Annotated in this window: 9 protein-coding genes; 2 read left to right on the top strand and 7 right to left on the bottom strand. The window is 66.5% G+C overall.

The genetic code is table 11. The features are described from left to right. The first annotated feature begins 248 nt into the window (after nucleotides 1-248). Nucleotides 249-4,451, top strand: coding sequence for a response regulator (locus MARPU_RS16665; RefSeq protein ID WP_005224167.1), 4,203 nt, complete (start codon nucleotides 249-251; stop codon nucleotides 4,449-4,451). Beyond that, nucleotides 4,441-7,356, top strand: a complete 2,916-nt coding sequence (locus tag MARPU_RS16670) for a response regulator (RefSeq protein ID WP_005224168.1) — start codon at nucleotides 4,441-4,443, stop codon at nucleotides 7,354-7,356. Before MARPU_RS16665 ends, MARPU_RS16670 begins: the two co-directional genes overlap by 11 nt. On the opposite strand, the gene MARPU_RS08795 is transcribed toward MARPU_RS16670, so the two are convergent. From MARPU_RS08795 to MARPU_RS08825, 7 genes are all read right to left on the bottom strand, one after another. After that, complete coding sequence (locus MARPU_RS08795) at nucleotides 7,353-9,938, bottom strand: EAL domain-containing protein (RefSeq protein WP_005224169.1); 2,586 nt, start codon at nucleotides 9,936-9,938, stop codon at nucleotides 7,353-7,355. The two genes, MARPU_RS16670 and MARPU_RS08795, sit on opposite strands and share 4 nt — an antisense overlap. A 236-nt stretch (nucleotides 9,939-10,174) precedes the next feature. Then, nucleotides 10,175-11,887: a fused response regulator/phosphatase gene (locus tag MARPU_RS08800; protein WP_005224170.1), complete on the bottom strand. Its 1,713-nt coding sequence runs from the start codon at nucleotides 11,885-11,887 to the stop codon at nucleotides 10,175-10,177. A 16-nt stretch (nucleotides 11,888-11,903) separates the two neighbouring features. Beyond that, on the bottom strand, nucleotides 11,904-12,209 hold the full coding sequence (locus MARPU_RS08805) for an STAS domain-containing protein (protein ID WP_005224171.1): 306 nt from the start codon (nucleotides 12,207-12,209) through the stop codon (nucleotides 11,904-11,906). An 80-nt stretch (nucleotides 12,210-12,289) separates the two neighbouring features. Then, nucleotides 12,290-13,366, bottom strand: coding sequence for a protein-glutamate methylesterase/protein-glutamine glutaminase (locus MARPU_RS08810; RefSeq protein WP_005224172.1), 1,077 nt, complete (start codon nucleotides 13,364-13,366; stop codon nucleotides 12,290-12,292). Between the two features lie 22 nt (nucleotides 13,367-13,388). Beyond that, the gene (locus MARPU_RS08815) at nucleotides 13,389-14,591 is read right to left on the bottom strand and encodes a methyl-accepting chemotaxis protein (protein ID WP_005224173.1); all 1,203 of its coding nucleotides are present in this window, start codon (nucleotides 14,589-14,591) and stop codon (nucleotides 13,389-13,391) included. An 84-nt stretch (nucleotides 14,592-14,675) separates the two neighbouring features. Next, nucleotides 14,676-15,287: a chemoreceptor glutamine deamidase CheD gene (cheD, locus tag MARPU_RS08820; protein WP_005224174.1), complete on the bottom strand. Its 612-nt coding sequence runs from the start codon at nucleotides 15,285-15,287 to the stop codon at nucleotides 14,676-14,678. Nucleotides 15,288-15,289: 2 nt separating this feature from the next. Next, entirely contained in the window at nucleotides 15,290-16,132 is an 843-nt protein-coding gene (locus MARPU_RS08825) for a CheR family methyltransferase (protein ID WP_005224175.1), read from the bottom strand. Nucleotides 16,133-16,257 lie beyond the last annotated feature (125 nt).

Below are 16,257 nucleotides of genomic sequence, written 5' to 3' on the forward strand. Positions count from 1 at the left end.
CGTCTCGAATCACAGCGAGGCGCATGTATCATTCTATATAATTAAGCACTTGAACCCACAGACGAGCACCAGGTCGGTCCTCTCGCACGCGCTACGCGGACCGCGACGCACCACCTGTCCATCGCCCGGAGTCCAGCGCGCATGTCATCCCCGCAGCCCGCCCCTCCTCGCCGTCGCATACGCGCACGGCGCGGCACGATCGATGACGAGCGCGCAACAACGACTCGCCATCTCGCACAGCCAGCGCGATGAGCTGGACGCCGCGCCCGGCCTCCTCGCTGCGTCACCTGCTGCCGCTGTTCGCACTGATCCTGGTACTGCTGATCAGCGCCTTTTCGGTACTGCTGTGGTGGATCCAGGAGCAACGACTACGCGAGATCGTCGCTGCCGACATCGACGAGACCGCGACCGTCTTCGATGCCGTCCTCGACGACCAGACCGATTGGCTCAATGCCCTCGCCACCTCGGTGGCGATGGACACGACCACCCGCGAGGCGCTCGCCGCGCGTGATCCCGAGCGTCTCGATCGACGCTGGCGCGCCATGTTCGAGCGGCTACGCGCGCGCAATGGCCTCACCCACTTCTACTTCATCGGCGCCGACCGGCGCGCTCTGCTGCGACTGCACGCCCCCGAGCGCGCCGGCGACCGGATCGACCGCTTCACCGCGCGCCAGGCCGAACGCGACGACAGCGATGCCCAGGGCATCGAACTCGGCCCGCTCGGGACCTTCACCCTCAGAGCGATCAGTCCGATCCACGATCAGGGGCGACGCATCGGCTATGTCGAGGTCGGCAAGGAGATTGAGGACATCCTCGCGTCACTGTACGCCCCCACCGAGACCCGGCTGGCGGTGATCATCCGCAAGCACCTGCTCGAACGCGGACAATGGGAACAGGGCATGCGATTGTTCGGACGCGAGAGTGACTGGGATCGCCTGAGCAACAGCGTCATCACCTACAGCTCTCCAGGGGGCATCCCCGCCGGCCTGGACCCTGCCATCGAGCAGATCGATCGCCCCGGTCGTCGTCACTACACCCCCGATCGCGAGCTGATGATCGATCACACCCGCTGGCGGCTGTCGCTGCTGCCGCTCGATGATGCCGCCGGACGGCACGTCGGCGACCTGCTGCTGGCCCACGACCTCACCAGCGAGGCCAGCGCCTTCAGTCAACACATCCGTACCTGGGGGTTGGTCACCATCTTGCTGCTGACCGCGGCGCTGAGCGCCAGCGGACTCCTGGTGAGGAGTGCCAGACGACTGATCCGTCGCCAACAGACCGAGCTGATCGAGCATCAAGGACTGCTCGCCGCCACCCTGCGCTCGCTCGGCGAGGGGGTGATCAGCACCGATGCCGACAACCGTATCATCGACATCAACCAGACCGGCGAACAACTCACCGGATGGGCGGCCATCGAGGCCCGCGGCCGCCCGCTCGGCGATGTATTGCTGCTGGTCGACCCCGAGACCCGCGACCCCCTTCCGCTGCCCAGCACCGCCACGGTCGAGCGCGCCACCGAGCAGGCGCTGCTGATCACGCGCGGCGACGACAGTCGTCCAGTGGTCACCAGCAACGCGCCCATCCGCAACGATCAGGGCCACACCCTGGGTGCGGTGATCGTGTTCCGCGACATGAGCGAGGCGCAGCGCATCCGCCACGAACTCGAACTCAGTCGCGAACGCTACATGCTGGCGATCGACTGCAGCAGCGACGGGGTCTGGGACTGGGACCTGCGTAACAACCGGGTCTTCATCTCACCGCGCTGGAAGGAGCAGATCGGCTTTGCCGACGACGAACTCGACAACGCGTTCGAGAGTTTCGAGACACGACTCCACCCCGACGACAGGCACCGGGTGCTCAACCAGATCGCCAACTATCTGCAACAACCGCAGGACTCCTACGCGCTCGAGTTCCGACTCAGACACAAGGACGGCAGCTATCGCTGGATCCTCTCGCGCGGGCGGGCGATGTGCAACGCCCAGGGCGACCCCTATCGAATGAGCGGTTCGCATACCGACATCAGCGCCCGCAAGGAGGCCGAGCGCACCATGACGATGCTCTCGGCCGCGGTCGAGCACAGCGACGACCTGGTCGCCATCCGCGACCTGGAGCTGCGCGTGATCGCCGCCAACCCGGCCTTCGCCCAGGCCGTCGGCGCGAACTCCACCGGAGACCTGGTCGGACGCACCGATGCCGAGCTGCTCGACATCGACCCCGGGGAGGAACCGGCGCGCTCGCTCATGGCCGATGAGCGCCGCGCCCAGTTCCTCCCCGCGGGCGAGAACCTCGCCCGCGAGCACGACGTCCGGCTGGCCAACGGCGAGACCCGCACCCTGCTGACCAAAAAATACCCGATCTACGATCACGACCAGCGGTTGATCGGCACCGGCACCCTGTCGATCGATATCAGCGCCCGCAAGCGTGCCGAGGATGCGCTGCGCGAGACCAACGCGGCGCTCAAGGCATCGATCGAGCGCGCCAACGCCCTGGCCAACCGCGCCAAGATGGCCAGCCGCGCCAAGAGCCGCTTCCTGTCGAACATGAGCCACGAGATTCGCACCCCACTCAACGGGGTCATCGGCATGCTCGGACTGCTGCACGAGAGCCCGCTCAGCGCCGATCAACAGCGCTATCTCGAGATCGCCCAGCACAGCGGCGAGGGGCTGCTCAAGATCATCAACGACATCCTCGACTTCTCCAAGGTCGAGGCCGGCAAGCTCGAACTCGAACGCATCGACTTCGACCTCGGCGAACTGCTCGACGACTTCGTCGCCACCATGGCGCTGCACGCCCACGAGAAGACGCTGGAGCTGACCTGCACAGCCGCGCCGGATATCCCCACGGCCCTGCGCGGCGACCCAGGGCGCGTGTTGCAGATCCTCACCAACCTGGTCGGTAACGCGATCAAGTTCACCGAGCACGGCGAGGTCGCGGTGCGCGCTACCCTGCTCGACTGCGACGCGCATCAGGTCAGGCTGCGCCTGGCGGTCCGCGACACCGGTATCGGCATCCCGCGCGACAAGCGCGAGCGGCTGTTCCACGGCTTCTCCCAGGTCGATCCCTCGAACACCCGCCGCTACGGCGGCACCGGGCTCGGGTTGGCGATCACCAAGCAACTGGTCGAGCTGATGGGCGGTGAACTCGGTCTCGAGAGCACCCTCGGCCAGGGTTCGATCTTCTGGTGCGACCTGCCCTTCGCGCGCCAGCGGGGACCCGAGGCGGAGCAGCACCGACCACAACCATCGGCGCGATTGCGCGGCGCGCGGGTGCTGGTGGTCGACGACAATCGTCACAACCGCGAGCTGATCGCCGCGCAGCTCAGCGACTGGGGGCTGACCGTCGCCGAGGCCGGCGACGGCGATCAAGCATTGGAGCACCTCCACGAGGGCGTCGCTCAGGAGCACCCCTTCACCATCGCGCTCATCGATGTGAACATGCCGGACATGGACGGTCTCACCCTGGGCGAGGCGATCAGGGCCGAGCCGACGCTGGCCGGTACCGCCCTGGTGATGATGACCGCGCTCGGCATCGCCCGCGAGGCCGAGCGCTGCGCCCGTCACGCCCTCGGCCTTCAACTGACCAAACCGATGCGTCAGCGCGAGCTGCTCGCCACGCTGGAACAGACACTGACGCGACCCGCGGACCAGCCACACCCGGTCGCATCGCCCACTCAGCGCGCGCGCCACCCGGCGCGACTGCTGCTCGCCGACGACAACCTCACCAACCAACAGGTGGCGCTCGGCATCCTCGGCCACCTCGGCTTCGATGCCGACTGCGTGAGCAACGGCCGTCAGGTCCTCGAGGCGCTCGAGGCGCGTCACTACGACCTGCTGCTGCTCGATGTGCAGATGCCGCTGCTCGACGGACTCGAGACCACCAGGCACATTCGCGACCCGGCGCAGGGATTGCTCAATCGCGACATCCCGATCATCGCCATGACCGCGCACGCGCTCGAAGAGGATCGGGAGCGCTGTCTGCACGCCGGCATGAACGACTACCTGGCCAAGCCGATCGACCGCAAGGCACTGGCCGCGGCGCTCGAGCAGTGGCTGCCACAGCAGGCCCTCTCCTCTCCCGGCGCCCTCCCGGTCCTCGACACACCGGCGCTGATGGAGGGGCTGATGGCCGACAGTGCGCTTATCCATCAGGTGATCGAGACCTTCCTCGACGACCTCCCCAAGCAGCTCGCCATGCTCAACCAGCATCAGCAACGACGGGATCTGGTCGCCTGTGCGCGCCACGCCTATCACATCGAAGGCGCAGCCGCGAGCCTCGGCGCGCGACAGCTGGCCGAGGCCGCCACCGAACTCGAGACGACCTGCCGCTGTGCCAGTGATCCGGCAGCGATCGCCGCGCCGCTCAGCGCGGTCGAGGCCGCCTTCGCCGACCTCCGCGCGGCCCTGACCCGGCTCCAAGACACCCTGCCCCAGGAGCATCCTCATGTCAGCTGACCCACGTGCACCTCACCGTCAGGAGGTCGCACCACCACAGGGCCTCGATCAGGCCAGCCAGGACCCGATGCCGCCCTGGAGTCGCGAACTCTGGACACGAACCTTCGACGCCCTGCCCGACATGATCGCGCTGATCGACCACCAGCGACGTATCCTGCGCGTCAACCGCGCCATGGCCGAACAGCTCGGCTGCACCCCCGAGGCGCTGATCGGACGCCCCTGCTACGCGGTGGTCCACGGCACCGACGCCCCGCCACACGCCTGTCCCCTCAGTCGCACCCAGAGCACCGGCAAGAGCGCCACCGCCGAACTCTACGAGCCACGCATGGGCGGTCACCTCAGCATCACCACCACGCCGTTGCACGACGCCGACGACGAGTTGGTCGGCTATGTCCATGTCGCCCACAACGTCACCGATCGTCAGCTGGTGCGCGAACAACTCTATCTGCGGCTCGAGTGGCAACGGCTGATCATGGACCTGTCGATGCGCTTTCTCACCATCCCGAGCGCGCAACTCGAGGGGGTGGTCCACGACGCCCTGGCCAAGGTCGGCACCTTCATCGGTGCCGATCGCGCCTGTCTCTACGAGCGCGCCCCGGAAGACGGTGAGCCAAGACGCATCGCCGCCTGGTGCAATCTCGATGAACAATCCACCGCACCGACCATGCGCTGGCTCTCCTGGTCGATGATCGAGCCACTGCTGTGCCAGCAGCACGACGGACCGCGCTTCCTGTTCACCACCCGCGAGAGCCTTGCCGCCGACGATCCGTTGCGCACGCAGCTCCAGGGCCAGGGCATCCACACCCTGCTGATGCTGCCGCTGCGCGATATTCGCGGCTGTCATGGCTTCATCGCCTTCTGTACGGCGCAACGCGACAAACACTGGGCCGAGGCCGAGATCGACCTGCTGATCCTGCTCACCGAGCTGTTGCTCAACGCGCTGCGGCGCAAGCGGCGCGAGGACGATCTGCGTCAGGCCCGCCTCCAGGCCGAGCAGGCCGCTCGCGTCAAGAGCGCCTTTCTGGCCAACATGAGCCACGAGATCCGCACCCCGCTCAACGGCATCATGGGCATGAGCGACCTGCTGCTCGACACCCCGCTGACCTTCGAGCAGAGGCGCTATACCGAGATCCTGCGCGCCAGCGGCGAGAGCCTGCTGTCGCTGATCAACGGCGTGCTCGACCTGTCGAAGATCGAGGCCGGCAAGCTCGCGCTGCAGCACCAACGCTTCGAGCCACGCCCCCTGATCGAGGACATCGCCGAGATGCTCGCCTTTCGCGCGCAAGAGAAGGGGCTGGAGCTGACCTATCACCTCGACGAGCTGGAGCCGCATGCCTTTCGTGGCGACGCCGACCGGCTGCGCCAGGTGCTCATCAATCTCGTCGGCAACGCCATCAAGTTCACCGACCTCGGCGAGGTACGGATCCACGCCCGTCAGCTCGAGACCTCTGACGCAATACGCTTCGAGGTCGTCGACACCGGCATCGGCATCGCCGCCGAGGACCAGCAGGCCCTGTTCGAGGCCTTCACCCAGCGCGACACCTCGCACAGCCGACGCTATGGTGGCACCGGGCTGGGACTGGCGATCTCGAAGCAGCTGGTGGAGCTGATGGGCGGGCACATCGGCGTCGACAGCACCCTCGGCGAGGGCGCCTGTTTCTGGTTCGAGCTACCGCTGGAGATCGACGACAGCGCACCGTCTCCGCCGAGCCCCGCGATCGACGCGCGCCTGCTGATCGTCGACGATCATGCGCCCAGCCGCCAACTCGCCGGCGAGCTGCTCACCCGCTGCGGCTGCCGCCACAGCGCGGCCCATACCGCCGCACAGGCGCTCGGTCTGCTGCGCCAGGCGCTGCGCGCCGGCGACCCCTACCAGGCGGTGCTGATCGACCTCTCGCTGGCCGACGAGACCGACGGCTGCGCGCTCGGCGAGCAGATCGGCGCCGACCCCCTGCTCGCCGATACCGCGCGCGCACTGATGGTGCCGCTCAACCGTCACGACATCCCGAGCCGCCCCGACTGTCGCTTCGCTCATTACCTCACCAAGCCCTTGCGCGCCGAACATCTGCGTCAGGCGCTCGAACGAATGCTGGTCGTCGAGCAGACCCCTCCCGCGATGCCATCGCCCACGGTCGCGCCGCCGCGCCGCATCCTGCTGGTCGAGGACAACCCCACCAATCAGGTCGTGGCCCGGGGTCTGCTCGCCAGGCTCGGTCACCCCGAGGTCGACCTCGCCCGCGACGGCCATGACGCGCTCGCGGCACTCGCGCGCGCCCACTACGACCTGGTGATCATGGACTGTCAGATGCCGGAGATGGACGGCTTCGAGACCGCTCGCCGGATCCGCGACGGCGAGGCCGGGGCGGAGACCGCGCAGATCCCCATCGTGGCGATGACCGCACTCGCCCAGGAGGGCGACCAGGCGCGCTGCCTGGCCGCGGGGATGAATGCCCATCTGCCCAAGCCGATCCAACCACAGACACTGGCCGCCGTGCTCGAGGCCCAGCTCACCGATGGCCCGTCACCGCCACTCCCAACCCCCAGCGACTCCAGCGAGGACGAGACGGAAGTGTTCGTCGCCGCCGAGCTGCTCGAGCGGATGATGCACGATCGCGAGATCCTGCTGGAAGTCATCCCCCAGTTCCTCAGCGACCTGCCCGAGCGCATCACCGAACTCGGCACCGCGCTCGATGCCGGTGATCTCAGTGAAGCGGCGTTCAAGGCGCACAGCATCAAGGGCATGGCCAGTAATCTGTCCGCGCCGCTGCTCGAGCAGCAGGCGCTGACGCTCGAACAGCAGGCGCGGGGCGATGCGCTGGAGCAGGCACGCGGACAGTTCGCCGCGCTCGGCGAGACCTTCGGCGTGCTCGCACAGACGCTCGAGACCTGGATGCGGGAACTCTAGCCCTTCACCGCGCGGCTGCCGAACGCGGCCAGATAGCGCTCGCACTCGACCGCCGCCAACGGTCTGGAGTAGAGAAATCCCTGGGCCAGCCGACAGCCGTGCACGCGCAGGAAGTCGCGCTGGCGCGCCGTTTCCACCCCCTCGGCGAGGACATCGAGCGACAGGCTCTCGGCCAGGGCGATGATCGCCTTGGTGATGGCCACGTCGCTGGCGTCCTCGGGCAGCTCGGAGACGAAGGAGCGGTCGATCTTGAGCTTGGTGAAGGGCAAGCGCTTGAGATAGCTCAGCGAGGAGTAGCCGGTGCCGAAATCATCGAGCGCCACCTTGATCCCGAGCGCGCGCAACCGCTCGAGCTGAGGGATGACCTGATCGGAGGCGCGCATCATCACCGACTCGGTGACCTCGAGTTCGAGCTGCCCGGCGTCGAGTCCACTCTCGCGCAGACTGCGCTGGATCACCCCGAGCAACTCTTGATCGGCGAACTGCTTGGTCGAGAGATTGACGCACATCATCGTCTCCGCCGACAACAGCCCGGCATCGCGCCACTCGGCCATCTGCCGGCACGCCTCGGCCAGCACCCAGCGCCCGAGCGGCACGATCAATCCCGACTCCTCGGCCAGCGGGATGAACTTGCCCGGCGCCACCAGACCGAGTTCCGGGTGCTGCCAGCGCACCAACGCCTCGAGCCCGTGCAACCGCTCGCCATTGAGTTCGAGTTGCGGCTGATAGTGCAGCACGAAGGCGTGCGTGGCCAGCGCCTGGCGCAGACTGCCCTCGAGCAGCACCTGCTCGAAGGCATGCGCGGTCAGCTCCTCGGTATAGAAGTCGAAGGTGCCACCGCCTCCGGCCTTGGCGCGATAGAGCGCGGCATCGGCGTTGCGGATCAGGTCATCGCCACTGCTGCCGTGCTCGGGGTAGCGACTGATGCCGATGCTCGCGCCAAGCACCAGATTGTGCCCCTGCAGCTCGAACGGCGTGGAGAAGGCGCCGATGATCCGCTGGGCGACGCCGATGACCTGATCGCTCCCGCGCAATCCGCGCAGGATCACGCCGAACTCGTCGCCCCCCATCCGCGCCAGGGTGTCACCCGACGCGAACAGCCCGCGCAACCGGTTGGCGACGCGCTTGAGGATACGATCACCATCGCTGTGATCGAAGCTGTCGTTGATGTGCTTGAAACGGTCGAGGTCGATGATCAGTACCGCCAGCTCGTCGCCCTGCACCTGGGCCTGCTCGATGGCGAAGGTCAGACGCTCGGAGAACAGGGCGCGATTGGGCAGACCGGTGAGCAGGTCGTAACGGGTGAGCTGGGTATTGGCCTGATCGCTGGCCTCGAGCCTGGCGAGCAGATGCAGTCGCTCGGTGATCTCGCGCGAAGCCTCGATGATGCCGACGATATGGCCGTCATCGTCGTAGAGCGGGCTGGCGGCGACCTCGAAGCTGCGCTCCTTGCCGTCCTTGTCGGTGCGGTGATGCACCACCTTGCACGGCGCCTTGGTGTCGAGGATACGCTGCAACGGACAGGGGTTACGGGCATCGCCGCAGGGTTCATCCCTGCCTTGCCACAGCTGGTGGCACCTGAAGGCGCTCGGCTCCAGCCCGACGAGACGGATCAGCTCACGCGCACACTGGTTCATCCGCAAGACCTGATAATCGAGTCCGATCACCAGGATCGGCTCGTCGATCCCGTCGATCACGTGCTGGAGGAAGGCCCGCTCCTCGCGCAACGCCCGGGCGCGGGACAGGGTCTGCACCGACATCCGATTGAACGCCCGCGCCAGCTCGTCGAGTTCGTCGTGCCCTGCGCAGGGCAGCGGCGCCACCTCGCACTCGACGGCCAGGGCGTGAGCGGCACGCTGCAGCCGCATCACCTTGTCGACCACGAAACGCTGCAACAGGATGCCACCGGCGAGCAGCATCAGAGGGAAGATCAGCAGGTGGTCGAGTACCGAGCTGAGCCATGCCGCATCGGTCCGGCGCTCAACCGAAGCGCTCGGGATACGCACACTGAGGATCCCGCGCAGCTCGCCCGCGCGATAACCGAATCCGCCCTGGTAGCGTTCGGCGATGGCGGCCGGGGCGGTGTCACGATCACCGTGACAGCCGAGACAGCTCGGCTCGACCCAGATCGGACGCGCATAGTGATAGAAGCGCTGGCCATCGGCATCGTTGAGCGCGACCAATCGGTCCTCGGCCTCGGGCGCACGCTCGAAGAAGCGGATCGCCTCGATCTCGTCGGAATCTGCCTGATGGATCGGATTGCGCGCCCGCAGCGTCACGGCACTGAAGCGTAGCGCACTCGGAATCTGCTCCTGAACCGCCTCGGTCAGCCGATCGATCGCCGGCGCGGGGAGGAAATCGCGTCCTTCGGTACCATCGCCGAAATGGGTCAGGTGATGCACCCGATGGGCCGCCAACAGCACCGTGTGCAGGGTACGGGCATCATCGCGCACCTGATCGAGCATCAACTGACGCAACATGCGATGGTGGTCGAACTGCAGGGCGAGAAACCCGATGAGCACCACCAGACCAACCCCCAGCCACAGCTTGAACTGCAGTCGCGACAGGCGAATTCGGGTCATCTTGACATCTCGGGCATGGTCTTCTCGACACGGGACATCCGGATTCGTCGCTGTCGATGCCGACCTCCGTCTGACATCAAGACACCGAGCGGCGCCGAGCCTGAATGAATGGGGAACGAGTCGTGCAAAGGTATGTCACATGTGGTGAGCGCGACAACCCGTCTGGATCAGCTGATCGGTGATTCTGCGACCCCCGTCCATCACCGGCGAGCGGCAACCACAGCGCGCGCCGAGCACTACCAGCGATAGCGAGCCTCGACCCGCGAGCCGACGGCATCGATGCTGACCGACTCGCACAGTCCGCGCACCAGAGTCAGACCACGCCCCCAGGGGCAAGCGGTATCCGGAGTGGTGAAATGCTCGGAATCGAGCACGAAACCCGCACCACTGTCGGCAACCGAGATCACCACCTGACCGCCGCGCTCTGCCGGACTGAAGCCAACCTCGACCCGCACCCAGCCGCGACAGCCCTCGGCCAGCCGGGTGGCGCGATCGCGGTAATACTGCTCGAAGCCATCGGCGGTCCGTTTTATCCGCGACGAGAGTCCCAGTACGCCATGCTCGAGGGCGTTGGCATAGAGTTCGGCGAATACCGTCTCGAGCGCGCCTTCCTGGGCCTCGAGTCCATCGAGCAGACCCAGCGGGCCGAGCGCGGCGCGCAACGAGGGCGGGTTGCCGATCTGGCCATCGCGCAGCTCCAGCGACCAACGCCAGCTGCCACTGCTGCCGCGCACCAGCTGGCCGTTGGCGACCGGCGCGGTGGCGGCATCGAGCGGGCACTCGAGCAGGGCGATGTCGTCGAGCTGCTCGGTCTGCTCGCAGTGACGATCGAGCGCCTCGATCAGCGCCGGCAGCAGGGACACGCCGGGTTGCCAGCCGTGCAGCAGTTCCATCAGGCCACGCTCGATGAACATCCGCCCCTCGCGATCGAGCGCCTCGAGCAGCCCGTCGCTCATCAGCAGCAGCCGATCGCCGGGCGAGAGCGCCACCCGGTGGTGCTGCTCGCGCATCGGGAACTCGGCCTGGATACCCAGTGGCAAGGCGTGCGAGGGAAGCTCGATCAGCGCCTCGCAGGTGCGCAGCCAACCGCTCGGCATGCCGCCGTTCCACCAAAACAGGGCATCGCCCGCAGCCGAGATCGAGATCAGCACCGCGGCCATGAAGCGATCGGCCGGCAACACCTGGTGGAGCTTGCGGTTGATCGCCGCGAGCACCCGGGCGTCATCGGCGCCGCGCCGGGTCATGGTATGGAAGATATCGGCCACCGGCAGGGCGCCGAAGGCGGCGGCCAGACCATGGCCGGTGAAGTCCCCGAGCAGGATGCGCAGCCCGCCGTCGGGCAGGCGCTGGGTGAGCACCAGATCACCGTTGAACAGCGCCGCCGGGCGCTGCAGCAGCGCCAGATGCTCGACCTCGGCGTTGCGATTGCCGACGGCATAACTCAGCACCCGCTCGGCGAGCGCCTGCTCCTCGTGCTCGCGCTCGAGCAACTCGGCGAGGGCGAGTTTCTGCGCCGCCAGACGCCGGTGCAGATCACGCACCCGCTCCATCGCCCGGATCCGCGACTTGAGCACCCCGAGGCTGAAGGGCTTGGAGAGGAAGTCGTCGCCGCCGGCGGCGATGCAGCTGGTCATCGACTCCTCGTCGCTCAAGGCGGTGAGGAAGATCACCGGCACGAAGTCCATCCCCGAGAGCTGCTTGATCCGTGTCGTCGTCTCCAGGCCGCTGAGCCTCGGCATCATCACGTCCATGAAGACGATGTCGGGACGCTCGTCGACGAACAGCTCGAGGGCCACCTCGCCACTGAGCGCCTCAAGCGTCCTGAAGCCCTCGCGCTGCAGCATCCGCGACAGCAGACGGCAGTTGGCCAGCTCGTCATCGACGATCAGCGCGGTACCGCGCTGCTCTCGTGGACTGTCGCCGACGGCACCGGTGGTGGATACATCCATCGCTGCTCCCGGCCGCTCAGTCGAAGGCGAACAGACGATCGAAGTTGGCGATCTTGAGCACCCGCATCACATCACCCTGGGCGTTGATGATGCGGACCTGGGCGCGCTCGCCGCCGGCGTGCTCGCGCAGCAGCAGCAACATCCCCAGCGCCGAGCTGTCGAGATAGCTCGCATCGTTCAGATCGACCACGAAACGCATGCTGGTCGACGAGAAATCGCGATAGGCATCGCGAAAGACCTTGTGCAGCGAGAAGTCGAAGCGACCCTCGATACTGATGGTGACCTCGGAGTGGGTTTCATCGACTTGACGTTTGACAGACATAATTCTAGAGCACCTGAGTTGACCGCTGGCGCGCCCCGAGCGGGACCTCCAGCACGAAAGGGAAGGCGACGCGCCGACGGTCAGTGTGAGCGCCCCCCCGGCGCCCTCCCCCGCGCGGCCTTGAGCAGGGCATCGGCGATCGACGGCAACGGCAGCACCGCGCTCGCCGCGCCGCGCTTGACCGCCTCGCCGGGCATGCCCCAGACCACGCTGGAGGCCTCATCCTGCGCGACAGTATAGACCCCGAGTTCGTGCAGCCGCTTGAGCCCGGCGGCGCCATCGGCGCCCATGCCGGTGAGCAGCGCGGCGCAGGCATTGGTGCCGGCGGCGCGGGCGACCGAGTCGAACAGCACGTCGACGCTCGGACGGTGGAGATTGACCGGCGACTGATCATTGATCCGGCAGACATAGCGCGCGCCATCGCGGGCAAGCTGCAGGTGGCGATCGCCAGGGGCGATATAGACGTGTCCCGGCATCATCCGGTCGCCCTCAGCGGCCTCCTTGACCACCAGCCCGGTCTGGCGATTCATCCGCTCGGCGAAAGCGGCGCTGAAGCCCGGCGGGATGTGCTGGACGATGGCGACACCAGGCGCATCCGGCGGCAACCGCATCAGCACCTGGTGGATCGCCTCGGTGCCGCCAGTCGAGGCACCGATCGCGATGATCCGATCCGTGGTGCGATAATGGCGTGGCCGCGACGGCGGCGGCGGCGCGACCACCCCTGTCGACAACGTCCGGGGCCGAGCGCGGACGTGTACCCGGGCGGCTACCCGGATCTTGGCGATCAACTCGTCGGCATAATCCTGCAGCCGCCCGCTCAGATCGAGCGCGGGCTTGCACACGAAGTCGACGGCACCGAGTTCGAGCGCCTGGAGGGTGACCTCGGCACCACGCTCGGTCAGCGAGGAGACCATCACCACCGGCATCGGGTGCAGCCGCATGAGGTTGCGCAGGAAGGTCAGGCCATCCATGCGCGGCATCTCGACATCGAGCGTCAGCACATCGGGATCGAGCGCCTTGATGCGCTCGCGCGCGACATAGGGGTCCTGTGCGGTCCCCACCACATCGATGTCGGGGGCGGCAGCGAGCAGCTCGGAGAGCAGCTTGCGCACCAGCGCCGAATCATCGATCACCAAGACACGAATCGGTCTACCCACGAGGACGCTCCCGTCTCAGCATTCAGAACAGCTCGATCTCGCCTTCATCCATCGACTGCTGGGTGACCGAGCGATGCGCGGCCTGCTCGAGTTCGCCACGCAGTTGCTCGAGCCGCGCGCGCGCCGCGATCAGCTCGTCCCCGGAACTCGAGGGTTCGATCAACGGCAACTGGCGCAGCTCGGCGGCGAAGCGCTCCATGAAGTCGATGCGCCCCTGGGCGCGCATCATCACCTGATGGGCGATGTCCTGGAACTGCAGCAGTCGCACCGCATCGGCGACACTGGCCTGGATGCGTTCGACGATCGTGGTGAGCTGCTCGAGACCGGACGAGACATTCTGGTTGAGGAGCTGCACCTGCTCGATCATGTCGTCCATCGCACCCTTGGCGGTGATCGAGGCGTTCATGTCCTGCGAGGCCATGCGCGCGACGATGGCATGGGTGTCGGCGAAGAAGCCCTGGGTCTGCTCGACCTGACCACGGATCTGCTCGGTGAAGGCCGCCGAGTCCATCGACAGCTTGCGCACCTCCTGGGCCACTACCGAGAAACCGCGGCCGAACTCACCGGCGCGCGCCGCCTCGATCGCCGCGTTGAGCGCCAGCAGATTGGTCTGCCGGGCGATCTTGGTGGCGCCGTCGAGTCCGGTGAAGATGCCGTCGATCTGCGCCGAGAGATCCTCGATCTGATGGACCACCTGGACGCTGTGCTTGCCCATGTCGATCAGCCGGGCGACGTTCTCCTCGAGCAGCCTGCTGTTCTCCTCGAGAAAGACGTTCATGTCGATGTGCGCCACCTCGGCGGCGGCATCGTCCTCGCCACCGGACATCCCCTGCACCAGACGCATCACCAGATCCTGCTGAGTCTTGGAGGTGTCCGAAAGCCCCTGGAAGCTTGCCTGCAGATCGCTCGACGCCTGCTCGACCAGCCCATCGACCTGACCGATGAGTTCGCGCAGCTCGGCCATCTCGGGGACGATCAGTGCGTCGATCTCGCGCACCAGCTCCCACAGCTCGCGATCGGCTCGGGCATGTTCCAGCGCAGGCTCCAACGGCGCGGGCGCCAGTCCTCGCAGCGGATGCAGCGGCCGCCACAGCGTACCGACCCACCCCAACGCTAGGAGCAACGTGCCCAGCCAGGGCGGGATCAATCCTGGCAGCAGCACCTGTTGCAGCAGCACGGCCAGGCCGAGCGCGAGCGGTGGCCAATACGGCTTCAACTTCGACATATCTCCTCCATGCTTGGCCTCACCCGCTGTCGAGGTTTCACGGCGGCCGAATCGAGGGCGGGACGATGGTCGTCGCGCCGAATTTCAGGAAAACAGCTCCACTTCGCCCTCGACCTTGGATTGACGCAGCCGCTGCCGGTAGGTCAGTTCGCGCTCGATGATGGTGTCGTTGTGCAGGCTGCGCAGCCGCTTGACCAAGACCTTGCCGGACGAGGCGAAGAAATAGATCTTGCGAGGGTAGTTACCGAGCAGGTCGCGTGCGACCAAGGGTATCCCTTCGGTGTCGAGATAGTCGATCACGAAGTTGGCATTGCGCTCCCCGACCATGTTGCTCTTGAAACCCGGTAACACATTGCCGCCGCCGAACACCTTGGCCTCGAGATTGTGGCGACGCGCGCCGAGCTTCAGCAGTTGGTTGATGAGCATCTCCATCGCATAGTCGCCATAGCGCATCGAGCGACCGAACTGCTCGTCCTCCTCGCGCTTGTCATCGGGCAGCATGAAATGATTGATCCCGCCGATCCCGCTGACCCGATCGCGCACGCAGGCGCCGATACAGGAGCCGAGCACGGTCACCATCAACAGGTCACGATTGGAGACATAGTACTCGCCCGGCAGGATCTTCACGGCATCCATGTCGAAATGCCGGTCGTAGTAGAGATTGGGGGCGAGGACCTCCTCGAAACCGCCGTTCATGGTCACCTCGTACGTGCTGATGGTCGCGCAACGGGGATGCACACGGTCTGCCCCCGGGGGCGAAACAGATCAGCCGCGTGCAACAGGCTCTCCGAGTGACCGACGAACAGCAACCCCTGCGGGTAGAGCAACGGGTGGAGCCGCTGCATCAATCGATATTGGGTCGGCTTGTCGAAATAAATCAGCACATTTCGACAGAACACCGCCGCGAAGGGGCCTTGCATCGGCCATTGGGTCTGGAGCAGATTGAACGGCCTGAAGCGCACCAGCGCGCGCACCGCCGGGTTCACCCGCACCATCCCGGCGTTGGCGCCGCGCCCGCGCTGGAAGAAGCGTCTCACCAGATCACGCGGTAGCCGCTCGACTCGCTCGGCCGAGTAAACCCCGGCCTGCGCCTGCGCGAGCACATTGGTGTCGAGATCGGTGGCAAGGATGCGCACCGGGGGCGACCAGCTGCCGAAGGTGTCGATCATGGTCATCGCCATCGAATAGGGCTCCTCGCCGGTGGAGCAGGCCGCCGACCACAACTTCAGCGGTCGGCGCGTCTGCGCATGCAGCGTCTGCACATGCTCGGCGAGGATCGGGAAGTGGTGCGACTCACGAAAGAACGAGGTGAGATTGGTGGTCAGCGAGTTGACGAAGTGCTGCCATTCCTCGGCATCGCTCACCAGGCGCTCGAGATAGTCCTCGAACGAGCGCAGCCCGGTGGCCCGCAGGCGCCGGGTGATCCGACTGTAGACCATGTCAGTCTTGCCGGCGTGCAGCGAGATGCCGGCATAGGTATAGATCAGCTTCCGAATCCGCTCGAAATCATGACTGGTGAAGGGGAACTCGCGCTCGTGCATCGTCTGCGCTCACCGGCAGGCCGCGCCACGGCGCGGTCCCGTCCTTAGGACCACTGGTGCCACCGTCGCGGATACGCCGACGGCTCCGGGCGAACGACCCGACCGCCGATCGCGGCGCATGCCGC

The organism is Marichromatium purpuratum 984, assembly GCF_000224005.2.
Lineage (GTDB): Bacteria > Pseudomonadota > Gammaproteobacteria > Chromatiales > Chromatiaceae > Marichromatium > Marichromatium purpuratum.

Excerpts from the sequence above, each read along its gene's own strand:
- MARPU_RS16665 (WP_005224167.1), top strand. The coding sequence starts at position 249 with ATGAGCTGGACGCCGCGCCCGGCCTCCTCGCTGCGTCACCTGCTGCCG.
- MARPU_RS16670 (WP_005224168.1), top strand. The coding sequence starts at position 4,441 with ATGTCAGCTGACCCACGTGCACCTCACCGTCAGGAGGTCGCACCACCA.
- MARPU_RS08795 (WP_005224169.1), bottom strand. The coding sequence starts at position 9,938 with ATGACCCGAATTCGCCTGTCGCGACTGCAGTTCAAGCTGTGGCTGGGG.
- MARPU_RS08800 (WP_005224170.1), bottom strand. The coding sequence starts at position 11,887 with ATGGATGTATCCACCACCGGTGCCGTCGGCGACAGTCCACGAGAGCAG.
- MARPU_RS08805 (WP_005224171.1), bottom strand. The coding sequence starts at position 12,209 with ATGTCTGTCAAACGTCAAGTCGATGAAACCCACTCCGAGGTCACCATC.
- MARPU_RS08815 (WP_005224173.1), bottom strand. The coding sequence starts at position 14,591 with ATGTCGAAGTTGAAGCCGTATTGGCCACCGCTCGCGCTCGGCCTGGCC.
- cheD (WP_005224174.1), bottom strand. The coding sequence starts at position 15,287 with ATGAACGGCGGTTTCGAGGAGGTCCTCGCCCCCAATCTCTACTACGAC.
- MARPU_RS08825 (WP_005224175.1), bottom strand. The coding sequence starts at position 16,132 with ATGCACGAGCGCGAGTTCCCCTTCACCAGTCATGATTTCGAGCGGATT.